Annotated in this window: 18 protein-coding genes; all 18 read right to left on the bottom strand. The window is 38.7% G+C overall.

Annotated elements, in window-relative coordinates:
• Window positions 1-54 precede the first annotated feature (54 nt).
• On the bottom strand, window positions 55-774 hold the full coding sequence (gene sigE, locus MKX72_RS21575) for an RNA polymerase sporulation sigma factor SigE (protein ID WP_013058953.1): 720 nt from the start codon (window positions 772-774) through the stop codon (window positions 55-57).
• A 30-nt stretch (window positions 775-804) separates the two neighbouring features.
• Window positions 805-1,728 (bottom strand): sigma-E processing peptidase SpoIIGA, encoded by a 924-nt coding sequence (gene spoIIGA / locus MKX72_RS21580; protein ID WP_014458377.1) that lies wholly within the window; start codon window positions 1,726-1,728, stop codon window positions 805-807.
• A 276-nt stretch (window positions 1,729-2,004) separates the two neighbouring features.
• Entirely contained in the window at window positions 2,005-3,162 is a 1,158-nt protein-coding gene (gene ftsZ / locus MKX72_RS21585; RefSeq protein WP_013058955.1) for a cell division protein FtsZ, read from the bottom strand.
• Between the two features lie 41 nt (window positions 3,163-3,203).
• On the bottom strand, window positions 3,204-4,499 hold the full coding sequence (ftsA, locus tag MKX72_RS21590) for a cell division protein FtsA (RefSeq protein ID WP_013058956.1): 1,296 nt from the start codon (window positions 4,497-4,499) through the stop codon (window positions 3,204-3,206).
• A 427-nt stretch (window positions 4,500-4,926) separates the two neighbouring features.
• Entirely contained in the window at window positions 4,927-5,685 is a 759-nt protein-coding gene (locus MKX72_RS21595) for a cell division protein FtsQ/DivIB (RefSeq protein ID WP_033579764.1), read from the bottom strand.
• A 153-nt stretch (window positions 5,686-5,838) separates the two neighbouring features.
• Window positions 5,839-6,744 carry a UDP-N-acetylmuramate dehydrogenase gene (gene murB / locus MKX72_RS21600; protein ID WP_028411473.1) on the bottom strand — a complete coding sequence of 302 codons (906 nt, stop codon included), beginning with the start codon at window positions 6,742-6,744 and terminating at the stop codon, window positions 5,839-5,841.
• A gap of 540 nt (window positions 6,745-7,284) precedes the next feature.
• Window positions 7,285-8,385, bottom strand: coding sequence for a stage V sporulation protein E (gene spoVE / locus MKX72_RS21605; protein ID WP_013058959.1), 1,101 nt, complete (start codon window positions 8,383-8,385; stop codon window positions 7,285-7,287).
• 61 nt (window positions 8,386-8,446) lie between these two features.
• Entirely contained in the window at window positions 8,447-9,796 is a 1,350-nt protein-coding gene (murD, locus tag MKX72_RS21610; protein WP_028411474.1) for a UDP-N-acetylmuramoyl-L-alanine--D-glutamate ligase, read from the bottom strand.
• Complete coding sequence (mraY, locus tag MKX72_RS21615; RefSeq protein WP_013058961.1) at window positions 9,797-10,771, bottom strand: phospho-N-acetylmuramoyl-pentapeptide-transferase; 975 nt, start codon at window positions 10,769-10,771, stop codon at window positions 9,797-9,799. It lies immediately after the preceding gene.
• A gap of 61 nt (window positions 10,772-10,832) precedes the next feature.
• Window positions 10,833-12,296 carry a UDP-N-acetylmuramoyl-L-alanyl-D-glutamate--2,6-diaminopimelate ligase gene (locus MKX72_RS21620; RefSeq protein ID WP_028411475.1) on the bottom strand — a complete coding sequence of 488 codons (1,464 nt, stop codon included), beginning with the start codon at window positions 12,294-12,296 and terminating at the stop codon, window positions 10,833-10,835.
• A 211-nt stretch (window positions 12,297-12,507) separates the two neighbouring features.
• Window positions 12,508-14,424 (bottom strand): stage V sporulation protein D, encoded by a 1,917-nt coding sequence (locus MKX72_RS21625; protein ID WP_013084856.1) that lies wholly within the window; start codon window positions 14,422-14,424, stop codon window positions 12,508-12,510.
• A gap of 69 nt (window positions 14,425-14,493) precedes the next feature.
• Window positions 14,494-16,752, bottom strand: coding sequence for a penicillin-binding protein (locus MKX72_RS21630; protein ID WP_028411476.1), 2,259 nt, complete (start codon window positions 16,750-16,752; stop codon window positions 14,494-14,496).
• A 5-nt stretch (window positions 16,753-16,757) separates the two neighbouring features.
• The gene (gene ftsL / locus MKX72_RS21635; protein WP_028410764.1) at window positions 16,758-17,117 is read right to left on the bottom strand and encodes a cell division protein FtsL; all 360 of its coding nucleotides are present in this window, start codon (window positions 17,115-17,117) and stop codon (window positions 16,758-16,760) included.
• A 33-nt stretch (window positions 17,118-17,150) separates the two neighbouring features.
• Window positions 17,151-18,086, bottom strand: a complete 936-nt coding sequence (gene rsmH, locus MKX72_RS21640; protein ID WP_028411477.1) for a 16S rRNA (cytosine(1402)-N(4))-methyltransferase RsmH — start codon at window positions 18,084-18,086, stop codon at window positions 17,151-17,153.
• Window positions 18,087-18,420: 334 nt separating this feature from the next.
• Entirely contained in the window at window positions 18,421-20,046 is a 1,626-nt protein-coding gene (gene bshC, locus MKX72_RS21645) for a bacillithiol biosynthesis cysteine-adding enzyme BshC (RefSeq protein ID WP_098112913.1), read from the bottom strand.
• 90 nt (window positions 20,047-20,136) lie between these two features.
• Entirely contained in the window at window positions 20,137-20,520 is a 384-nt protein-coding gene (locus MKX72_RS21650) for a DUF3397 domain-containing protein (RefSeq protein WP_013058968.1), read from the bottom strand.
• A 1-nt stretch (window position 20,521) separates the two neighbouring features.
• Window positions 20,522-21,403: a 2-dehydropantoate 2-reductase gene (locus MKX72_RS21655; RefSeq protein WP_034265299.1), complete on the bottom strand. Its 882-nt coding sequence runs from the start codon at window positions 21,401-21,403 to the stop codon at window positions 20,522-20,524.
• A gap of 158 nt (window positions 21,404-21,561) precedes the next feature.
• Window positions 21,562-23,103, bottom strand: a complete 1,542-nt coding sequence (locus MKX72_RS21660; RefSeq protein ID WP_049166164.1) for an acyl-CoA carboxylase subunit beta — start codon at window positions 23,101-23,103, stop codon at window positions 21,562-21,564.
• Window positions 23,104-23,122: the final 19 nt, after the last annotated feature.

Genomic DNA, 23,122 nt, shown 5'->3' on the forward strand with positions numbered 1-23,122 from the left:
AAAAAGCTGATTGTATAAGATGCTTCTCAGCCCTTATACAATCAGCTTTTTTACTTAAACCATTTTATTAAATTCTTTTCGCAGCCGTTTAATAATTCGTTTTTCGAGCCTTGAAATATAAGACTGAGAAATGCCTAGCATATCGGCTACATCTTTTTGCGTTTTTTCTTCTCCGCCGGCTAGCCCAAAGCGCAGCTCCATAATTTGCTTTTCACGATCATTTAATTGGTGCAGTGCTTTCAGCAAAAGTTTTCGATCTACATTCGCTTCTAGGTCTTTTGTGATGATATCTTCTTCGGTTCCCATCACGTCAGACAATAACAGTTCGTTTCCATCCCAATCAATATTTAACGGCTCATCAAATGAAACTTCAGATCGAATTTTATTGTTGCGGCGCAAATACATTAAAATTTCATTTTCAATACAGCGAGAGGCGTACGTCGCTAGCTTAATTTTCTTTTCAGGATTAAACGTGTTTACTGCTTTAATTAAACCGATGGTGCCGATGCTAATTAAATCCTCAATATTGATTCCCGTATTTTCAAACTTGCGGGCAATATAAACAACAAGTCGCAAATTACGCTCAATCAACAGTGAACGTGCTGCTTCATCTCCTGATGGAAGTTTCTTCAAGAGCACTTCTTCTTCATCTTTTGTTAAAGGTGGTGGAAGAGCTTCACTTCCTCCTATATAGTACACTTCATCTGTTTTTAGCTTAAGTTTAATTAATAATTTGTACCACCATAATTGAAATCGAATTCGATATGTAGCCATTGTGTATCCTCCTTTATTTGTTCACACCTTTTACGATGCGGAACTTACTTCTCCAATAACGATAAGCTTCGGATGAACAATACATTCATATTGCTTCTCCACTGAAAGCGTTGTATGACTAATACCTACTAATACTTTAGTGACTTCAATCGTGTTGGACTGATGAACCAGCCTTACCATATCTGGCTTTAGAGCAAGCAGCAGCTGATTGGCTTGGCCTACGCTTCGATAAGGGACAAAGCGGACTTTTGAATACCACTCTTGATCAATATCTTCGCTGTGTGAAAAGGATTGAACATTTTTGCTTAATTCCATTAAGCCTTCAGGCAATATTTCTTTTAAAGAATCTGCTGTAACAATCATAACCGGGGTTTTCGTCAGCGGATCTACAAGCTGATTCCCACTATCAATAAGTCCTTTCATCGACAGCGTCTGTTCGTTTAAAATAACTTCTACATCTACCAGCTGATCAAATGTAATATTTTTCATTCGCAAATCATCAACTCGTGCTTTTGAAAAATAAGATAATAGCGGAAAACCAATAAGAACAAATATCCAGCTAATAGGATCACCAAACTGTGGAGATTTCGTATCAACCATTTGATTAAGAACAAGGAACTGATCTTGAAATAAAAAGTGAACGCCCATTAACCCTCCACCCACAACAAAGGTTGCAAAATAAAACGTTAATAAATTCTCAAAGAAAAAGCGCAGTCGTTTATAACCAAACGCCATCAATACCATAAAAAACGAGAATAAAATTTTAATAGCAGGGTGAACCATAAGATGAGAAAAAGGTGTAAACATAAGAAGGACAATCAATGAACCGATAAAGCCGCCAAGCAAAAGCCGCCACCACTTATAATTCCGTTTAAGTACAACAGCACATAACATTAGTAAGATCGTATCTAACCCAAAATTCAGCATCCATATTAAATCTAAATAGATTGGCAATGTTTATAACCTCTCCATTCTTTCTGAATTTTTCTGTTAAAAATTAGTATATAGTACATCCTATTAGAAAGTCTGTCAGTTCATGCCGAGAAACAAGCAGTATTTTTGAGGAAATCATTCGATATTTGTCACACTACTTTTAGAAAGAAAACACAAACCCTTTGAAGGCGTCATATTGACCATGTCGAATGTTTTTTATACTCTTTTTGAGTTTTCTAGATTCATTGCATAAAAAAAGACCTCTGTATAAAACAGAGGTCTTGGCTTTTTATTTTCTTAGCGTCTACGATTACGGTTTCGTAAGAATGTTGGAATATCTAGCGCATCTTCAGACTGTGGCTGAGATGGACGCGTATATTCTTGCTGTACAGGTTCTTCACGCTTTACTTCACGCTTCGGCTGTGGAGCCGGTTGCTGTGTCGATTGCTGCATGCGATTCGCCGATAACGAAGGACGACCTGGTTTTGGCTGTGATAAATCTTGGTCACTAAAGCCAGTTGCAATAACTGTAACAACAATCTCATCTTTTAGGTTTTCGTTAATAACAGATCCAAAGATCATGTTCACTTCTTGGTCAGAAGCCGAAGCAACGATATCTGCAGCTTCTTGTACTTCGTAAAGACTTAGGTTTGTACCGCCTGTGATATTCATTAATACACCTTGAGCTCCATCGATAGATGTTTCAAGAAGTGGACTTGAAATAGCTTTTTTAGCTGCTTCAGCAGCGCGGTTTTCACCAGTCGCAATACCGATACCCATAAGTGCAGATCCTTTGTTAGACATAATTGTTTTCACGTCCGCGAAGTCTAAGTTAATTAATCCAGGAACTGCGATTAAATCTGAAATACCTTGCACACCTTGTCGTAATACGTTATCCGCTTCACGGAACGCTTCTAGCATTGGCGTGTTTTTATCAACGATTTCTAATAAGCGATCATTTGGAATAACAATCAGCGTATCCACTGCTTCTTTCATTGACGCAATGCCGCCTGCCGCTTGAGTAGAACGCTTACGGCCTTCAAACGTAAATGGACGAGTAACAACGCCTACCGTTAGTGCTCCTAGCTCACGAGCAATTTGGGCAATGACTGGAGCTGCACCAGTTCCAGTTCCTCCACCCATACCAGCTGTTACGAAAACCATGTCTGCACCTTTTAGTGCTTCTTGGATTTGTTCCTTACTTTCTTCAGCTGCTTTTTTACCAACTTCTGGATTAGCACCTGCACCTAATCCTCTTGTTAATTTAGCGCCGATTTGCATTTTTGTTTCAGCTTTTGATAAATTTAATGCCTGTGCATCTGTATTAACTGCAATAAATTCTACACCTTGGACGCCATGTTCAATCATTCGGTTAACCGCGTTGTTACCGCCGCCTCCGACACCGATTACTTTAATCGTCGCTAATTGGTCTACACTTGTATCAAACTCCAACATGATAGTTCCTCCTAATTCTTCGAAATTACCAATCCGTAACGTTAATCAAAGAAGTATCCAAAAAACTTCTTCATTAAATTTTGGTCATTTTTCTTTTTCGGCTGCTCAGCTGATTGTTGCGGCTGCTGTGGTTTCGGGCTAGGTTTAATCATTTCTTGCTCAATCGGCTCTTCTTCCACAACTGGCGCTCCAATTTCCCGGCCTTGTATTTTAGCATTTTTGTATGCAAATTTTATTAATCCTACGCCTGTTGTATAATGCGGCTCACGTACTCCAATATAATCAGGCACTGCTATGCGCACGTTATTCTTTAAAATCACTTGAGCTAGCTCAAGAATACCAGGCATCGCTACTACTCCGCCTGTTAGAACAAATCCTCCTGGAATATCTTTGTATCCTAGGCGGTTTACCTCCTGCGTAATCATATCTAAAATCTCTTCTAATCTAGCTTCAATAATATCAGAGATTTCGAGCTGATTAAACTGCTGATGCTGATCGCTTCCAATGATCGGTACACTAAATACTTCTTCTTCAGAAGCATGATCGTAGAAAGCATGTCCATGCTTTATCTTAATATTTTCCGCGTCTTCAGTCGATGTGCGAAGGCCAATCGATAAATCTTTGGTAATGTGCTCTCCGCCAACAGCTAGTACATTTGTTACTTTCAAATGTCCTTGGTCAAAGATCGCAACCGTTGTTGAACCTCCACCGATATCTACCAGTGCGACACCTAAGTTTTTTTCATCACGAGATAATGCAATTGAACCAGCGGCTAGAGGCTGTAAACAAATATCACTGATTTCTAAACCAGCTCTTTCTACACAGCGTAATAAGTTATGTAAAACCGTTCTAGATCCTGTTATGATTGTGCCTTCCATTTCTAAACGTACCCCAATCATACCTCTAGGATCGTTAATACCTTCTAAGCCATCTACGATAAATTGCTTTGGAATAACATCAATGATTTCACGATCTGGCGGGATAGACATGACTTGAGCAGCATCAATTACTCGATGAATATCTTCGTTTGTAATTTCACGATTTTCGCTTGACACGGCTACTACTCCGTGACAATCCTGTAAAAATACATGATTTCCGCTTATGCCCACTACAACCTTTTTAATTGTAATGCCTACCATTCGTTCAGCTTGTTCTACTGCTTTTCTAATAGATTGAACTGTTGCATCTATATCAACGATAGAACCTTTTTTTAGTCCGTGTGATTTAACATTCCCTACACCAATGATATTCAATGAATCGTTACTCATCTCTCCGATGATTACTTTCACACTGGATGTACCGATGTCTAAACTAACGTATATTTCATTGCTGTTCATTCTTTGGCACCTCCTTTTTCTTTCTGCACATGTCATCTTAAATAAATTAAGAAGAACAACAATATTAATTTTTTATTATATGAAAATATTCAACAAATACATCTGTTTCCCTTTTGTAAAATCAATTTTTTTCAAGTTTTTCACAGACTTTATCTCTTTCAAAGAACAAAACGTTCTTGTTTTGACTTTTTTTTAGATTTAAGCCTCAAATTCACTGAAAAAAAGCTATTTAACTACAAGTCTACACTAAGATGTACACTGAGAAAAGCGAAACTTACCTAGAACAAATATTACATTTCCATTTCACAGCAGCGGAGAAGAAAATCATATGTATGCAGAATACTTGCATGTGATTATACAATGTACAAGGGCTAGTTTGCCAGTCTCAACTCATCTATTTCCTTTAATTAACACTTATAAAAAATAATTACTGCTTGCTCTTTTTATAAGGTTTAAATGCATATCCTTCTTCTAAATCAATAATGCCTTTTTGATCATCACTCAATTTACTTGCAATAGCTGGGTAATGAATAATTTTATCAGAGAAGTTGCTAATTTTCCCGCTTACTTCACGCGTATCATTCATAAACACCTCGATGTGAAGAGGTTCTGATTTTGTCGGCGCGTAGTAAATCTCAGAAATAGCCCCTTTTATGCTCTTAGGCGTTTTAGCTAATTCTTGAACCATGCTTTGTATAGCGTCTCCGTCTTTCCAGTCAATTAGCAACGGAGCGTCGGATGACACTTTCTTAGCACTTACTTCTTTTAAAACTTTTCCATTTTCATTCACAGGGAAATATTTATTCCCCGAGGTTACATATGCAATTCTTGCGTACTCTTTTACGTCGATTACAACCTTATTAGGAAATGTTTTATGAATGACAGCTTCCTTTACCTCAGGGTTTTTTTCGACTTTTTCTTGAATTTGATCAGCGTCAGCTTTCCAGTAGCTGGTTTTTTTGGACAGACCACTCGCTTTGACAATATCCTTATCACTTACATGTTTATTCCCTTGTACTTCAATGTTAGAAACATTACTCAGAGAAGATTGAGAATATACAATAAATAAAATAAGGATGAAAAAGAGTGATAAATACAAAATAAGCCGTCTATTTGCTTTTTGCTTTCGCTGTTCTTGCAGCTTCGGTACACGATCTTCTAAAACAATTAACTTACCTTTTTCCATTTTTTTCACCCTTATCCATTTGAGAAAATAAACGAGGACTTACCATCTATTTATTTCCAATCTTTGCTTCATGAGAATATCCCCATTATAGCATAGAATAAACACATAAAAGCTACCTTTTCACGCATAACCATACAGCGAAGGGCTGAGTAATTAGCGACCGATAATCTCAACTTCTGTATGAATATCAATATCGAATTTCTCTTTAATTGTTTTCTTAACATGAGCAATTAAATTCAGCACGTCTGAAGCCGTTGCATCTCCTGTATTGACAATGAAGTTCGCATGCTGTTCACTAATTTGCGCACCGCCTACTGAAAAACCTTTTAAGTTGGACTTTTCAATTAAGTCTCCTGCATAATTTGGAAGCGGATTTCTAAAAATACTTCCTGCACAAGGGAAATTCCAAGGCTGTGTTTCGCGGCGATAGTCTTTATTTTTCTGCATGACCGCCACAATATCATCTTTCGTTCCCTTTTTCAAACGCAGCACAGCTTCTACACATACTCCAGGACGGTCTTTTTGTAGAATGGAATGACGATACGAAAATTGAAGCTCTTCATTTGTCAGCCACTCCAGAGTGCCATCTTCAAATAAAATCAGCGCTTTTTCGACTACATGAGACATATCAGAACCATGGGCACCTGCATTCATATAAACAGCGCCTCCCACAGATCCAGGAATTCCACTTGAAAACTCCAATCCAGACAGACCTTGTTTTGTAATAACTGTTGCAAGCTTGATGCTAGGGTATCCCCCACCTACAGTAACCGTCTCTCCATCTACTGTTAAATCATCTAATCCGGCTCCGAGCTTAATGACCACACCTTCAATTCCCTTATCAGAAACAAGAAGATTAGATCCTCGACCAATCGCTCTCCATTTCACGCCGTGTTTTTTAATCATATCCATTGTAACTTTTAAGTGATCAACAGAATCAGGTTCTACAAGCACATCTGCTGGACCACCAATTTTCATTGTTGTATGTTTTGCTAGCGGTTCATTTTCACGAACCTTTCCAATATTCGCTTCGACTAACTCTTTTACTAACGCTTCCATAAGAACCTCCTAAAACCCTCTTTGCTGTTATAAAACTTTCATGTCAATGCGCCCTTACTTCTAATGCATAAGAATAATAAGAACAGATTCATAACTAAGCAGCAGCACCTTGTAAGATACCTTTTTTCTACGAAGGCACTCTATTCTGTTGTCAATTTCATCATTTTTATTTATCGTATGACATTCACCCATAGAATGTACGTTCATCTGCTATATAAAGTAATTTTGATTGTTTTTTTATCGTTTTTCATTTAGAAGTTAAACACATGCTGACAGTCATAAAAAAACGCTACGCTCATAAGTGCACATACGTTCACCTACTCACTAAGATAAAACATTTAACCTTACACATCATACCATAGTTGGACTCAAAATTGGTTATCACAACATTACATTTTAAAAACATTTCATACAAAAATATCATCTATCTGTAAAAAATCGAAAATAAACCGCCAACAAAATCCGGCGTGCACTTGGATTTAAGATGACGGTTTACTTCAGTAGACCATTGCCTACTTGACATTATACAATTTTTTTCAATTAATAGCGAGAATATCTACTAACATTTAACAAAACTCCAACTGCTGCCAGCATGAGCGTCAGCGACGATCCGCCGTAACTTAAAAATGGAAGCGTAATTCCCGTAACAGGCATAAGACCTGTTACCACGCCTATATTGATCATGACTTGAATCGCAACCATTGAAATAATTCCTAAGGCTAAGAACGTTCCGTAAAGATCAGGTGCTCCCAGCGCTACTTTAATTCCTCTCCAAAGCAATAAGCTAAACAAAAGTAGCACAAGTGTTCCGCCGATAAAACCGAGCTCTTCTGCCAGAATAGCAAAAATAAAATCAGTTTGAGGCTCCGGCAGATAAAAGAACTTTTGTCTACTTTGCCCTAACCCTAATCCAAGCAATCCCCCCGGCCCAATTGCATAAAGAGATTGAATGATTTGAAACCCGCTTCCAAGCGGATCTTCCCAAGGATTTAAAAATGAGGTGATGCGTTTAATCCGATAAGGAGCTGATAAAACAAGCCCTACAAAACCGGCAACGCCAAGCAACCCAAGACCTGCAAAGTGACTTACCTTTGCTCCTGAAACAAAAATCATGACTAAACAAGTTCCAACAAGCACCGTTCCAGTTCCTAAATCCGGCTGCATCATAATAATGCCAAACGGTAAGAAAACCAGTAATAACGCCGGTAACATTCCTTTTCTAAAGGATGTAATTTTCTTCTGGTTTTCTGATAAATATTTCGCTAAAAATATAATCATAGCAAACTTCATAAATTCTGAAGGCTGAATCGAAAACGCTCCAACTCCTATCCAACTTTGCGACCCATTCCGTACTAGCCCTACTCCCGGAATCAATACAAGTACCAGCATAACAAAGCAAATGATTACAATTGGCTTTGCCCACGTACGCCACATCCAATAATCAATATTCATGATGACAAACATCGCGCATACTCCAAGCCCTGCAAATAAGAGCTGGCGTTTAGCAAAGAAAAAAGAATCATTAAACTTGTATGTAGCCCATACCGCACTTGCACTGTATACCATGATAAGGCCGATGGTTAGCAAGGAAAGCGTAACGATTATGAGAAAAAAATCTGGGGTAGACCTTTTTGTCGACACTGTCACACACCTCTAAAAATAGATTAGGGCTAGTGTATTTTCTAGGTGTTTAGACAAGCCCTTATTTCAGTTTATGCACAGATTCAATAAAGATGTCACCACGTTCTTCAAAAGTTTTAAATTGATCCCAGCTTGCACAAGCAGGAGATAATAAAATAACATCTTCTTCATCTGAACAAGCATATGCTTCTGAAACTGCTTGTTTAACATTATCGACACGTTTTACAATTTGTATTCCCTCTTCTTTGGCTACGCGTTCAATTTTAGGAGCCGTTTCACCAAACGTAATAACAGCTTTCACATTTTTAAACTCTTCTTTTAAATCATCAAACTCATTGCCGCGATCGAGTCCGCCTGCAAGTAGAATCGTCGGCTGTGAAAAAGCGGAAAGAGCTACTTTTGTAGCAAGCATATTTGTAGCTTTAGAGTCATTATAAAACTTACGTTTGTTGATTGTCGTGACATATTGAACGCGGTGTTTAACACCAGCAAACGTTGTGAGCACGGAGTAGATAGCTTCATTTGAACAGCCGTACAGCTTCACAACGGATACAGCTGCTAAAATATTTTCTTGATTATGTTTGCCTGGCAGCACCACATCTTTTAACGACATCACTTCTTCATCTTTAAAGAAAATCGTTTCGTTTTTAATATACGCTCCTTCTGTCGTTTGAGCTGTAACAGAAAAAGGTACTTTTGTCGCTTTAATATTTGCACTAGCTTTCATCACTAGCTCATCATCCGCATTAATAACGGCAAAGTCTTCACTTGTTTGATTGTTAAAGAGATTTGCTTTCGCTTTAATATATTCCTCTTTTGTACCATGATAGTCTAAGTGAGCATCAAACAAATTCAATAATAAAGAGATTTTCGGACGGAATTTTTCAATTCCCATCAGCTGAAAAGAAGAAAGCTCCGTTACAATTACATTGTCCTTTGTTGCTTTTTGCGCCACTTCACAAGCTACTGTTCCAATATTTCCAGCAATCAACGGCTGCTTTTGATCTTCTTCTAACATTTTATAAATGAGCGTTGTTGTTGTTGTCTTCCCATTGCTTCCCGTAATTCCGATAAAAGGAGCTTCGCTAATTTCATAAGCTAATTCTACCTCTGTTAAAATCGGAATATGTCGCTTTAATGCTTCTTGCAATAGAACATTTGAATACGGAATCCCAGGGTTTTTTACAATAACATCCGCTTTGTCTAAAAGCTCAAGCGGATGATGTCCACAGACAACTTCAATGCCCGTTTTTTCTAATTCCTGTGCTGCTGCGTTCTCTTCGTACGGTTTTTGATCATTAACGACTACTTTAGCACCAAGCTGTTTAACTAACTGAGCGGCTGCTAAACCGCTCTTGGCTAATCCTAAAATAAGTACTTGTTTACCTTGATACGTATTGACTGATTTCATTTAAATCCACACCTCGATATAAATTCCAAGCATTGCAAATAATAGTCCTACAGCCCAAAAAGTCATAACTACGCGCCATTCCGACCAGCCGCTTAGCTCGTAATGGTGATGAAGCGGGCTCATTTTAAACACACGTTTTCCTGTTGTTTTGAAAGATGCGACTTGAATAATAACAGATAATGTTTCAATAACAAACACACCACCGATAATAACAAGCAAGAATTCCATTTTCATTAAGACAGCCACCGTAGCGATAGCTCCTCCTAGCGCTAAAGAACCCGTATCTCCCATAAATACTTTTGCAGGATGGGCATTAAAAACTAAAAATCCTAACACAGCTCCTACTACAGCAACTGAGAAAATAGATAGTTCAAACTGCTCTGCATTCCAGGCGAGAACTGCAAATGCACCAAAAGCAATCGCACTTGTACCAGATACAAGTCCGTCTAATCCATCCGTTAAGTTGACCGCGTTTGAAAAACCAACAAGCCAGATGATGAGGAAAACAACATAAAACCAACCTAAATCGATTGGGTCTTTAATTCCTGGAATCGTCACTTCAGTTGAAAACTCAAACTGTCTTGCAATAAAGTAAAAAATAATTGAAATGACAACCTGACCTAAAAACTTTTGTTTAGATGTTAATCCAAGGTTACGCTTTAACACTACTTTTATAAAATCATCTAAAAATCCTAATAAACCAAATCCGATTGTGACAAATAATAATAGAAACGTCTTATATGTAAGTTCTGCATATTGATTGACCATAATAAGAGTTGCCACAATAATAGATAATAAAATCATGATACCGCCCATTGTAGGTGTACCTGATTTTTTCTGGTGAGATTTCGGGCCTTCATCACGAATACTTTGACCAAACTTTAATCTTCTTAAGAAGGGAATAAAAATCGGCGACAATACAACCGTAATCAAAAAGGCTACGCCGATTGTCAATAAAATTGATTGTTCTAGCACGATGCCCCCTCCTTAACTTCTAACTCATTCCGACTCATTTTGTTCTCTACCCATTTCATTACTACTTTCGCTCCTCAATCATTTTGCGTGCTACTTCTCGATCGTCAAAATCGAATACTTTTTTACCAATAATTTGATAGGTCTCGTGCCCTTTTCCAGCAATGACAATAACATCATCTGCATGCGCTGTTTCCACTGCATAGCGAATAGCTTCTGCACGATCAGCAATCGTCACATAGTTATCTGTATCCAAACCTTCTTCCATATCTTTTAAAATAGCCAATGGATCTTCACTTCGTGGATTATCAGATGTCAAAATAGCTTGTGTACTGTATTCAGCTGCAATCCGAGCCATGATTGGTCGTTTTGTACGATCTCGATCTCCGCCACAACCAACAATAACATATATATTGCGTTTTGCGAATTCTTTTACAGTTTTTAACACGTTCTCTAAGCTGTCCGGCGTGTGGGCATAATCCACGATAACCGTAAAATCTTGCTGCGCATCAACCACTTCAAAACGCCCAGACACACCTTCTAACACTTTTATTTCCTCGACAATAACTGACAGAGGGAGACCAGATACTAAACATGCAGCCGTAGCCGCTAATACGTTGTAGACGCTAAATTTCCCAATAAGCTTCATTTCTACAGAAACCGTTTCTGTCGGTGTTGTCAAATCGAACGTTGTGCCGCTGTTTGTAATTTGAATATTCGTTGCACGAATATCACTTTCACGGTCAATACCGTACGTAATCACTGTAGCAGCCGTGTTTTTAATATATTCCTCGGTTGCCGCATCATCGACATTAAGAACAGCAAATTTAGGACGAGTATGGTTATAAGCATTTCCTAACTGTGCAAATAGCAACCCTTTCGCACGACGATAATCTTCCATTGTATGATGATAGTCGAGGTGATCTTGCGTTAAGTTACTAAATACCGCCACGTCAAAGTCGCACCCGTGTACGCGTCCTAAGTCAAGCGCGTGAGATGATACTTCCATCATCGCTACTTCTACATTCTCTTCCACCATTTGATTAAATGTTTTTTGAAGAGTCAGCGATTCAGGCGTTGTGTTTTTCACATCATAAGACGTATCACCAATACGAATTTCAATCGTTCCAATTAGACCCGTCTTTTTATGCTGTGATTTAAAGATATGCTCAATTAAATGTGTAATCGTTGTTTTTCCATTTGTGCCTGTTACACCAATTAAATGCATTTTTTGTGTGGGCTGATTGTAGAAAGCATCCGCCAGCACTGCCATTGCTCGCTTTGTACTCTTCACGCGTACAACGGGCACTTCTACATCCACAGGCTTTTCTGCTAAGATTGCTACTGCCCCTTTTTCCACAGCCATCTGTGCAAAGCTATGACCATCAACCGTATAGCCGTCTATACAAATGAACAATGCTCCGGGCTTAACTTCTCTTGAATCCATTTCAATTGACGTAATATCAATATTCTGTTCAGGAAGCTGAACAAAATCATGTAAATGTGTTAGTAGTTCTCGTAAATCCATTCCTACCATGTCCTCTCTATTTGTAAAGTGAAACGTTTGTTATAAGACGCTATGGCAACTATTCTTCTTTTTCTAGCACCTAACCTATTACATTTTACAGAAAAAGAAGCCCGGAGGGAACACCCCCAAGGCTTATTTGTTGATTTCATGTTCACACGCAGCGTAACCTGCTGATTATCATGCAAGGAAGAATAATAGTTTATAGAGATTTTTATTTTCCCATATAAATTCTAACCGTTTCGCCTTCTTTAACTTTCGTTCCGGCTGCAGGAGACTGCTTGACCACTTTATCTCCTTCGCCACTCACATCTAATTTTAAATTAAGTAGCTGTTCTTGTAACTCTTTTTTTGACATTCCTACGACATTTGGTACTTTTATCATTGGTGTGTCCAGCCACGTTAACTCTTTTTCAATTTGTCCTTTACGCGGTTTAACGTCCATCACACGCAAACTGTCTTCAATCATTTTACCTACAATCGGAGCTGCTACCACTCCACCAAACTGAATGGTGCCCTTTGGATTATCAACCGCAACATACACGACAATTTCAGGGTTATCTGCTGGTGCAACACCGATAAAAGAAACGATGTGATTATTTTTTAAATACTTTCCATTTTGAGCTTTCTGCGCCGTACCCGTCTTTCCTCCAACGCGGTACCCTTCCACAAAAGCTCCTTTTCCGCTTCCTTGTGCGACTACACTTTCAAGAGCAAAACGCACTTGCTTAGACGTTTCCTCGGAAATAACTTTTCGCTTAGCAACCGGTTTATGACTGCTTACAACTTTTCCGGTAGTTGGATCCACCCACTCTTTTGCAATATAAGGTTCATAAAGCGTTCCACCGTTTACGGCTGCTGAAACAGCAGCTACTTGTTGAATAGGAGTAACAGCAACCCCTTGCCCAAAAGCTGTTGTAGCTTGTTCAACCGGACCCACGCGCTCAAGCGGGAACAAAATTCCTTTTGCTTCCCCTTGTAAATCAATACCTGTTTTTTGACCAAAGCCAAATTCTTTAATGTATTTGAACAATTTCTCTTTTCCTAAACGTTCCCCAAGCTCCACAAAACCAGGGTTACATGAGTTCTGTACAACTTCTAAAAAAGACTGCTGTCCGTGTCCGCCTTTTTTCCAGCAGCGAAGTCTCGCTCCTCCAACTTCCGCGGCTCCATCATCGTAGAATTGATCTTTTAGTAAATCCACTTTCTTTTCTTCAAGAGCAGCTGCCAGTGTAATAATCTTAAACGTTGATCCGGGCTCATATACGCTCCAGATTGGAAGATTGCGATTATACACCTCAGGCTTCACATTTTTAAAATCCGTCGGATCAAAGCCTGGACGACTTGACATACCTAAAATTTCACCGTTTTTAGGATTCATGGCAATGGCAATCATACCATCTGGATTATAAGCTGTCTGAGCATTATCCAACTCACGCTCCATGATTGTTTGCACACGTGAATCAATGGTCAATCTCAAATCGAGCCCGTCCACAGGCGCTGTGTAGTCATCGGCTATATTGGGCATCTTTTTACCTTTAGCATCAGAATACAATTTAACTGAACCTTTTTGTCCTTTTAGCTCTTTATCATAATATAATTCAAGGCCCGTTAACCCTTGATTATCTACTCCCGCAAAGCCTAATACATGCGACAAATAACTTCCAAACGGATAGTACCGCTTCGAATCCTCAGCTATATATACGCCTTTTAAATTTAAATTTCGCACTTCATTTGCTTTCGCATGTGAAATTTTTCTTCCTTCAGGACGCAAATATACGCTAGAAGAAGCTTTTGTTATTTGTTCATATACTTTTTCTTTTGATGCTCCCAGCACTTTTGCTAACTTTTCAGCCGTAACAGCTGGATTTTCAACTTGTCTTGGCATAACTAAAACGGTCGGTGCACTTTTATTTGTAGCAAGTGCCACATCATTGCGATCTAGTATCTTTCCTCTTTCAGGTTCAAAAGGAATATTCCGACTCCATAAGTCTTTGGCTTTTTCAGTTAGCGTATCCCCAGTCAGCAACTGTACATATCCAAGCCTTGTATCAATAATCAAAAACACAATAAAACCGACAAACAAAACAATGGCTAGCCTTTTACGAACTGTGACTCCTGATACCCGCATATATTAGAACCTCCTCTGAATCGGCTCGTTCCAATATATGCTTGTACAGGATTCACTAGAACTTATTTTCTAGTCAAGTTGCTTATCGTCTTTTTTACTGTCAGATTCACTTTTTTCCGTTTCTTTTAGCTTATTTAACGTGCTTGAAAATTCTTTAGGCGTTTCAAGTTCCACTTTCAGGTACGTTCCTGCTTTTAGCGGATCTCCTGCTTTAATACTTTGACTTACAACATAACCATTTTCAAGTGCGCTAGGTCGAACGTTGACAAATTCACTAAAGCGAATAACGTCACGATGTGAAAAACCTGTTAAATCAGGCATTGTGGCTTTTCCGTTTGTCTTAATGAACACGCGTTGACCAGTGACAATGGTATCAGAAGTCGGTGATTGGCTTTCTACCGTATCTCCTTTACCTATTACAACAGGAACAAGCCCTTTTTGTTTTAAGTCTTTCACGGTACTATCAACTGATTCATTAACGTAAGATTTAAGCTTGATTTCTGAATCCACTTTCTTTTCTTTCGTTTCTTTTCCGTCTTCATCCGTTTTTTGAGGCTCCACTCCTAAATACTGCAGACTATTTTTCATCACCGGATTAAATACAGCTGTAAGCGGCGCAGTACCCGTTTCTTGAGGCGTGAGAGTTGGATTTTTAACGGCTACATAGACAAGGAGCTTTGGATCCTTAGCAGGTGCAAAGCCCATAAAGGAAATGAAATTTTTCCCGTGTCCATGCAGGTAACCTCCGGTAGGCCCAGGAATTTGAGCTGTTCCCGTCTTTCCAGCGACATCGTATCCTTCAATCGCGTAAGGTTTGCCTGTTCCATCATCAGAAGAAACAACGGTTTCTAAAATACCTAGCGTTTCGTTCGCTGCTTTTTTAGAAATAGGCTGGCCTACTACGGTAGGTTTTGTTTTCTTAATTGTTTTCTTATTTGTTTCATCGACTACTTGTTTAATCACGTAAGGCTTCATCATTTTCCCGTCATTTGCAATCGCAGTAGCCGCTTGAATTTCTTGAATAGGCGTAAAAGCAGACGCCTGTCCAAACGCAGTGGTTACGCGGTCTCTCGGGTACTTCGTCACTAACTTGCTAGAAGCTTCGTTTGGCAAGTCAATTCCCGTCTTATCCATAAAGCCAAACTTGTCCAAGTATTTATACAAACGGTCGGTACCTAATTTTTCGTTGGCTAAAATGGCAACCGCTACATTTGAAGACCTTTGAATTCCTTCATTAAATGTAATAGCTCCCCAGCCGACTCCGCCGTTGTGATCGTTAATCGGAACGCTGTTTTTCGTTACTTTATAAGATCCCGACTGATAGCGGTCTTCGCCGTTATAAACGCCTGCATCAATCGCGGCTGCTAGCGTAAAGATTTTCATCGTTGAACCAAGCTCATAGCTGTTTTCAACAAACGGATTGCGATAAGAAGTGATATCACGAATATTTGGATCAAATGAAGGTCGGTTTGACATCGCCAAAATTTCACCGGTTTTCGGATTCACTACCGTTGCCATTAGCTCTTCTGGTTTATATTCTTTAGCAGCAGCTGTCATCGCATCCTCTAAAAACGTTTGAATTTTTTCATCAATCGTAAGCGTAACGCTGTCTCCGTTTTTAGGAGCTACAATTGACTCTTTTGGATCCGGAAGCTTAATTCCGTTTTTAGCAGCTTCGTATTTCACATATCCATCTTCTTCAGAAAGCTGCTTATCAAATACTTTTTCAATTCCCATTTTCCCTACGATTTTACCCGTATCATCTTTTTGTGCATATCCTAAAATACTTGAGGCAAATACACCGTTTGGATAGAAGCGCTTCGAATCGCGTAAAAACGTGATGCCCGGGAGATTTAGCTTCTCAATTTTTTGCTTTAGCACGTTATCAATATCACGTCCGCCTGGGCCAAGTTCTACTTGGAAGGTACCACGTTTAATTCCTCTCGTTAACATGCTTTCAATTTTCGATTCGTCCATCTTCAACAATGGGGCTAATTTTTGAGCCGTCTTTTCTGGGTCTACCACATGTTGCGGGTGATCTTTATCTTTTGTTTGTTTTTTATCTAAAATCGCCACAACCGTATAAGCACCCGTGTCTTGGGCGATTGCTTCTCCATTTCGATCGTAAATCGTACCGCGCTGTCCTTCAATTTTAGACGTTCGCGTATGCTGTTTTTGTGCAATTTCGGCTAAAGCTTCTCCGTCTGCTTTGCCCGTCGCTTGGATGTAAAAGAACCTGATGGCTAATACAAAAAAGAGCAATGCAAATATTAAAATTAATATTGCTGCTCCTGTACTAATATTGCTATTTTTTCTTGGCGTAGTCATCGCAATTAATCGTTAACGACTTTTACGTTATTTTCATTCAATTTTAGTCCAAGTTCTTTTGCTTTTGTCCAAATACGATCGTATGCACTTAACTCTGTTACCTGTAATTTTAACTCATTGTTTTTTGCTTCTTGCTTGTCAATCTTTCCATCGAGTGATTGCACTTCTTCACTGATGCTATAAAGCGAAGATTGATTTGAAATGATTTGCACAGACCCAAACAGCATGAGTGCGACAAACCCAGAATACACAATTTTTTCACCAACCGTGATTTTTCTTTTTGTCTTTCGAACAACTTGACGTACCGTCTTTTGCTGCTTCTGCTGCTGGTCTTGCTCTCTTACTTTGTATGCTGCATTGTTCATTCTCGTCCCCTCCTCTTTGATTAAACCCTTTTATTAGACTAATTTCTCAACAATTCGAAGCTTTGCCGAACGCGCGCGCTTATTTTCTTCTACCTCTTCTTCTGAAGGTAAAATAGGTTTTCTTGTAATGACTTTCATTTTAGGTTTAAATTCTTCTGGAATAACCGGCAGTCCATGAGGAAGCTGCGGAACCGTGCTTGCATTTTTAAACGCTACTTTACAAATTCGGTCTTCAAGTGAATGGAAGGTAATAACACTTACACGTCCACCTTTTTTGATTACATCCATGGCCTGTTCAATTGCATCTTCAAATACTTGAAGCTCATCATTTACAGCAATTCGAATAGCCTGGAAAATCCGTTTTGCCGGATGTCCACCCGTTCGTCTAGCTGGCGCTGGAATACCATCTTTAATAAGATCAACCAGCTCTAGCGTTGTTTCAATTGGTTTAGACTCTCGATATGCCTCAATTTTGCGGGCAATTTGTTTCGAAAACTTTTCTTCTCCATATTGGAAAAAGATTTTTACAAGTTTTTCATAAGGCCATTCATTTACTACGTTGTACGCAGAAAACTTTGAGTTTTGATCCATGCGCATATCAAGCGGGGCCTCATGATGAAAGCTGAACCCTCGCTCTGGTGTATCCAACTGAGGAGACGAGACGCCTAGGTCAAACAATACTCCATCTACTTCTTCAATTCCATGTTTCATTAGCTGCTCTTTTAAATAGCGAAAATTACTTTTGATTAGAATAACTCTGTCTAGATACGGGGCTAATTTTTCTTTTGCATTTTCAAGAGCAACATCGTCTTGATCAAACGCAATTAATTTCCCTTTTTCTGATAGCTGTTTTACGATATATTCACTATGACCTGCTCCGCCAAGCGTGCAGTCGACATATACTCCATCCGGCTTAATATTTAAGCCTTCCGCTGCTTCTTTAAGCAAAACAGTTGTGTGATTAAACATTATGACACCTACTTCTTTCTAAACTACTTAGTTATGTATACAAAAAGCAAAAAACGGTGTTTTTCTTTGATATATATACACGTTTATATTATATATCAAAGTTCAACATTATTTCAGCTATTTATATAAGAATTAAGTAGAATTTTGTCTTTTTGTCACAAATAGTGTCATTTTGTTAAAAGTAGGACATATTCGTAGAATAAAATGTAAGGAATATAAGGTTTTTTTGTGTAATTAGAAATAAATACCTTATAAGGATTCAATTGGCTGACATTCACCTTGTAAACTTGTTCTCTTTTTCAAAATAAAAATCCTGCTTTTCAGCAGGATTTTATTAGACATAATAGACTTTTAACTGGTGATTTAATTCGACTTCAGCACTTAGTAAATCTGACACAAATTGCATACCATAGCCGTTTAAATAATACATAATATTCCACATGCGTTCTTGTGGAGCATTGTAGGGACGAAGAGCAAGTTCAATTTGAGCATATTTTGAATGCTTCACATCGTGCTTAATGAGCTGTTTGGATTCGACAATCTTTTGAATGGTTTCAAACTGCTTTTGAATAATCGCTCGATTTTTAAGCATGACTTCATCAAATGTTTTGTCTTCTTTTTGAATATTTTCACGAAGAGTTTTATGAATTTTTTCAAAATCTTCTTTCGCTTTTTCAAAATACATTTCGTACGGGTTGTGAACTTCTGTCTTAAGCCAGTGCTCCCTCTCTGCATCTACGCCTTTGTTAATGACATTCGAAAGGTCTAACTGAAGTTCATCCATATACTTCTCGATATGTCTTTCTACGATTGCATAGGATAACCTCGGAACCACGGGAGGCATTTTAAAGCTAAATAAAGAAAATGCTTTTTCAAGCTCTGCCCAATACGCTACTTCCCCTGGACCTGCAATAAACGCAAGGGTAGGAAGTAAGTACTCCTGCATAAGGGGTCTAGTCACAACGTTATTACTAAGAAGCTCTGGCGTTTGTTTAGCAATTTGAACCAGCTCTTCTTTAGACAGCGCGAGTTCATTTTGCTTTCCAACAAACTGCTCTTGCTCTGCGTCTCTTTCTAAAAGTACTCTGTTTTCGTTGTGTGAATAAAAGAGATGGGCCGTTTCTTCTCCCACTTCAATCATTCGTCCGTATTGTTTTTGAATCTCTGTTTGCTGTTCCACAACGGCTGACGATAATTTGTCATTTTGTTCAATTAACGTCACAAAGAAAGAAGATTCAATGCTGCGCACTTCTTTAGAAGCTGCATCCATTAAAATAAGACCTGACTCTGCAAACAATGTGGTAACCAAATGAGCAAAGAAATCGACATAGGTACGTGATTTATCTAACGCCTCTAAAACAAAGTGTAACACCTGATTTGTATGCGCCGTTTCGTTAAACGTTTGAAAAACATCACGAACCCAGCTTCTACAGGCTTCATGATCTAATTCGATTTGAGAAACCATTTGCTTTTTCTTTAAAGAATGCTTTAACGTTTTCTTTAAAAGCTGGTTTTTATGCTCTGTGTATACATGGTTGATCTCAGCAAAATCATGATCTTCTCCAGCAATCCAAAATACCGGAAGCACGGGCACGTTTAGAGCTGCCTCTTGTTGTTTAGCTAGCAGCACAATTGAAATCACTTTATGAATGGTGTACAAAGGACCCGTAAGCAGCCCCGCTTGCTGACCTCCAACGACCACTACGCTGTTAGGATCTTTTAGCTTTTCAATATTTTCAATCGTCTTAGAAGATGCTCCGTAGCGCTTATTAAAATCAAGCAGATACTCAGCAAGCTGTTCTCTTGGATAAGACTGCTTTTGAACGTCCGCTAAACGTTTTTCATATACGTCTTTTTCGTGTATATTATAATGAAAAAAGGAAAGTGCTTGCTTTTCACCTTTTATGTAATCGTTCGTTAGTTTGTTTCCCGCCTTTAAAGAGACGTCTGTAATCTCCATGAAAGAACTTCCTTTCTTTTCCTAATACTTATATTCTCTACATATAGCTTCATTATCCATAATGTAACTGCTCACGTCTAGTAACATGCTTTACAGAGAGGAAATACGAAAAGCGATTCCACCTATATTTAACACAATATGTGCAATAAGAAACAAAACGAAATTCATCCGAAAGAACCCTTTCGCAATAAGCTTCATTTCTAAGTCATGTTTGACTTTCCAATGTACAAACATCATAATCATTGCCACAACTAAAAGGACTAACGCAATCAACCACAAAAAAGAGTGCCCGAAAATTTCCACAGCTGCATAATGCACGGACAAAATAAGAAAAACCGTAGTAATGTACGTTGCTATGTGGACAGATTTCCTTTTATTTTTCGTCAGTTTGCGTAAAAGCATGTATAGAATAAAAAAACCGACGAGCGGCAGAGTGACAAACGTCGCAAAAACGCCAGCAATAAAACTTCCCATGTTACTCACCCTTTTCTTCTTCGATTCCTTTTATTGACCTATATAAAAAGTCAACAATAGGCGTCGACGTTCTTTTTTCAGCAGCTTGTGTTTGGATATAACCTAAGATAGCATCAATCTCGGTTTGCCGCCCCTCCTGTATATCTTTTAGCATAGAAGATTGATTGGTACTCGTGCGCGAACAAACCCCCAGCGCATTTTCCCAATAATTAAAAGCTGAATCTAGTTTTAATACATCCGCAATCTCTTCAAACAATAGACGCATCGTTTTATAAAAATAGCTGTTGTGAATCAGCTGCCCATTTTTCACGCGATACAGCGCCGTAAGAGGATTAATGAGCGCATTTACAACTAATTTCTTCACCAGCATCGCATACCAATCTTTTTCAATTACCCAAGGAAAATTCACAATTGGTAAGATAGACTCCATTTCTCCTCTGTACGAAGCAATACGGGTTGTTCCTATTCCTGTATGATGGACGCTATCCATATTTGTACGCATTGCCCCATGTTCAACTGTACCCAAATAGAGAGTGCGCTGCGGGAGGTTTTTGAGAATTTCAATATGGCTCATACCGTTTTGGATAAACAAAAGGGGAGTATGTATAGTAAGGGTTTTAATAAAAGGAATAATCTCTTTTAAATGATACTGTTTTACAGTAATAATGATTAAATCTGCTTCTTTTATGTTTTTTTCCAGAGGGATAGCACTGACTTTTTTCGTGTGATGTTCCCCTTGTCTATGTAAGGTAATTCCATTTTCGTTAATACACTTTGCTTGAGTTGGTGTTTTCGTGTACAAGGTTACATCATAACAATCTGATAAATACGCGCTAAACAACAGACCTAATGATCCGCCTCCAATAATACCTATAGTTTTCATCGTATTTTTTGTTCCTCTTTCTATTATTGAGTTTCATTTTAGCAAAAAAATGCTTTGAATTAAATGCATTCTTTAAATTTTACCTATTCATATAGCCCGTGTGATTAAAAATCACCGGGCTTATTGTAAATTATTTAGAGTGATCCCGTTTTTTTCTATTATACGGGATACACCGGATGTTTACGACGGCTAAAGGTCACATTCTTTGTTTCATATAAGCGAAAGCGGTCAATTAACGTTCGACGCAGTTCGTTAGCAGGAACGATGTCGTCAATAATAAGTTCAGATGCCAGCGTATAGATATCGATGTGTTCTTTATACTCTTGCTGTTTCTGTTTAACAAACATGAACCGCTCTTTCGGATCTTCAATTTCATTAATTTTATTAGAATAGACGGCATTTACTGCAGCTTCAGGACCCATTACGGCAATTTGAGCAGTAGGCAATGCAATGCAGCAATCTGGTTCAAAAGCCGGACCAGCCATAGCGTAAAGCCCTGCGCCATAAGCTTTACGCATGACTACGGAAATTTTAGGAACTGTAGCTGAACTCATCGCTGCAATTAATTTGGCTCCATGTCTAATGATGCCAGCTCTTTCTACTTTGGTTCCAATCATAAATCCAGGCACGTCAGCTAAAAACAGCAAAGGAATATGGAATGCATCGCACAATTGAATAAATTTTGCGCCTTTATCTGCTGAATCTACAAACAGCACTCCCCCTTTAACTTTTGGCTGATTAGCAACAATCCCTACTACTTTTCCATCTATTCGTGCAAGCCCTGTTACCAATTCGGCGGCAAACAGTTTTTTTATTTCAAAAAAGCTCCCCTCGTCAATAAGGGTATCAATTGCTTCATAGATATCAAATGGAACATTTTGATTCTCCGGAATTAGTTCTATTAAATCTTTTGTCTGCTTAGGCTCTTTAGCTTTTTGTACTTTAGGCTTCTCTTGATAGTTTTGTGGAAAGTACGTTAAATAAGATTTGGCATACGAAATAGCTTCTTCTTCAGAATAAGCCAGCACATCCCCGCACCCGCTAACGCTGCAGTGCATATGTGCTCCTCCCATTTCTTCTAGCGTAACCTTTTCTCCAATAACGGCTTCCGCCATACGCGGCGACCCTAAGTACATAGAAGCGTTCCCATCTACCATCACAACAATATCACAAAATGCAGGGATATAAGCCCCTCCAGCTGCTGACGGACCGAAAAGCAAACAAATTTGAGGAATGACGCCGGAAAGTTTTACTTGATTGTGAAAGATCCTTCCAGCTCCTCGGCGGTTTGGAAACATATCTAATTGATCCGTAATACGCGCTCCAGCAGAATCCACTAGGTACAGTAAAGGCACATGCAGTTTTTCTGCAACTTCTTGAATCCGAATAATTTTTTCTACTGTTCTAGCTCCCCAAGACCCTGCTTTTACAGTAGAATCATTAGCCATTACACAAACCGTTTCACCGTTTACTTTTCCAATCGCAGTTACAACACCGTCTGCCGGCAACCCTTCGGCTTTATTATTTGCAAACATGCCGTCTTCTTCATATTTCCCGTCATCGAATAAAAGGGCTAAACGATCTCTTACAAAAAGCTTCTGTTGTTTTGCAAGTTTCTCTTTGTACTTTTCAGCGTTGCCCCGCTCTACTTTTTGACGGTTTTCATCATATTTTTTCTGAGATTCACCTGTATGTATCATGATATCTCCCCTTTATGAG

The organism is Priestia sp. FSL R5-0597, from assembly GCF_038006305.1.
Lineage (GTDB): Bacteria > Bacillota > Bacilli > Bacillales > Bacillaceae_H > Priestia > Priestia zanthoxyli.

Bases quoted from the DNA above. Each gene is read 5' to 3' on its own strand.
- MKX72_RS21630 (WP_028411476.1), bottom strand. From the start codon at position 16,752: ATGACTACGCCAAGAAAAAATAGCAATATTAGTACAGGAGCAGCAATA.
- rsmH (WP_028411477.1), bottom strand. From the start codon at position 18,086: ATGTTTAATCACACAACTGTTTTGCTTAAAGAAGCAGCGGAAGGCTTA.
- sigE (WP_013058953.1), bottom strand. From the start codon at position 774: ATGGCTACATATCGAATTCGATTTCAATTATGGTGGTACAAATTATTA.
- bshC (WP_098112913.1), bottom strand. From the start codon at position 20,046: ATGGAGATTACAGACGTCTCTTTAAAGGCGGGAAACAAACTAACGAAC.
- ftsL (WP_028410764.1), bottom strand. From the start codon at position 17,117: ATGAACAATGCAGCATACAAAGTAAGAGAGCAAGACCAGCAGCAGAAG.
- MKX72_RS21650 (WP_013058968.1), bottom strand. From the start codon at position 20,520: ATGGGAAGTTTTATTGCTGGCGTTTTTGCGACGTTTGTCACTCTGCCG.
- murB (WP_028411473.1), bottom strand. From the start codon at position 6,744: ATGGAAGCGTTAGTAAAAGAGTTAGTCGAAGCGAATATTGGAAAGGTT.
- MKX72_RS21660 (WP_049166164.1), bottom strand. From the start codon at position 23,103: ATGATACATACAGGTGAATCTCAGAAAAAATATGATGAAAACCGTCAA.
- MKX72_RS21620 (WP_028411475.1), bottom strand. From the start codon at position 12,296: ATGGATTTACGAGAACTACTAACACATTTACATGATTTTGTTCAGCTT.
- MKX72_RS21595 (WP_033579764.1), bottom strand. From the start codon at position 5,685: ATGGAAAAAGGTAAGTTAATTGTTTTAGAAGATCGTGTACCGAAGCTG.
- murD (WP_028411474.1), bottom strand. From the start codon at position 9,796: ATGAAATCAGTCAATACGTATCAAGGTAAACAAGTACTTATTTTAGGA.
- MKX72_RS21625 (WP_013084856.1), bottom strand. From the start codon at position 14,424: ATGCGGGTATCAGGAGTCACAGTTCGTAAAAGGCTAGCCATTGTTTTG.
- ftsA (WP_013058956.1), bottom strand. From the start codon at position 4,499: ATGAACAGCAATGAAATATACGTTAGTTTAGACATCGGTACATCCAGT.
- ftsZ (WP_013058955.1), bottom strand. From the start codon at position 3,162: ATGTTGGAGTTTGATACAAGTGTAGACCAATTAGCGACGATTAAAGTA.
- MKX72_RS21655 (WP_034265299.1), bottom strand. From the start codon at position 21,403: ATGAAAACTATAGGTATTATTGGAGGCGGATCATTAGGTCTGTTGTTT.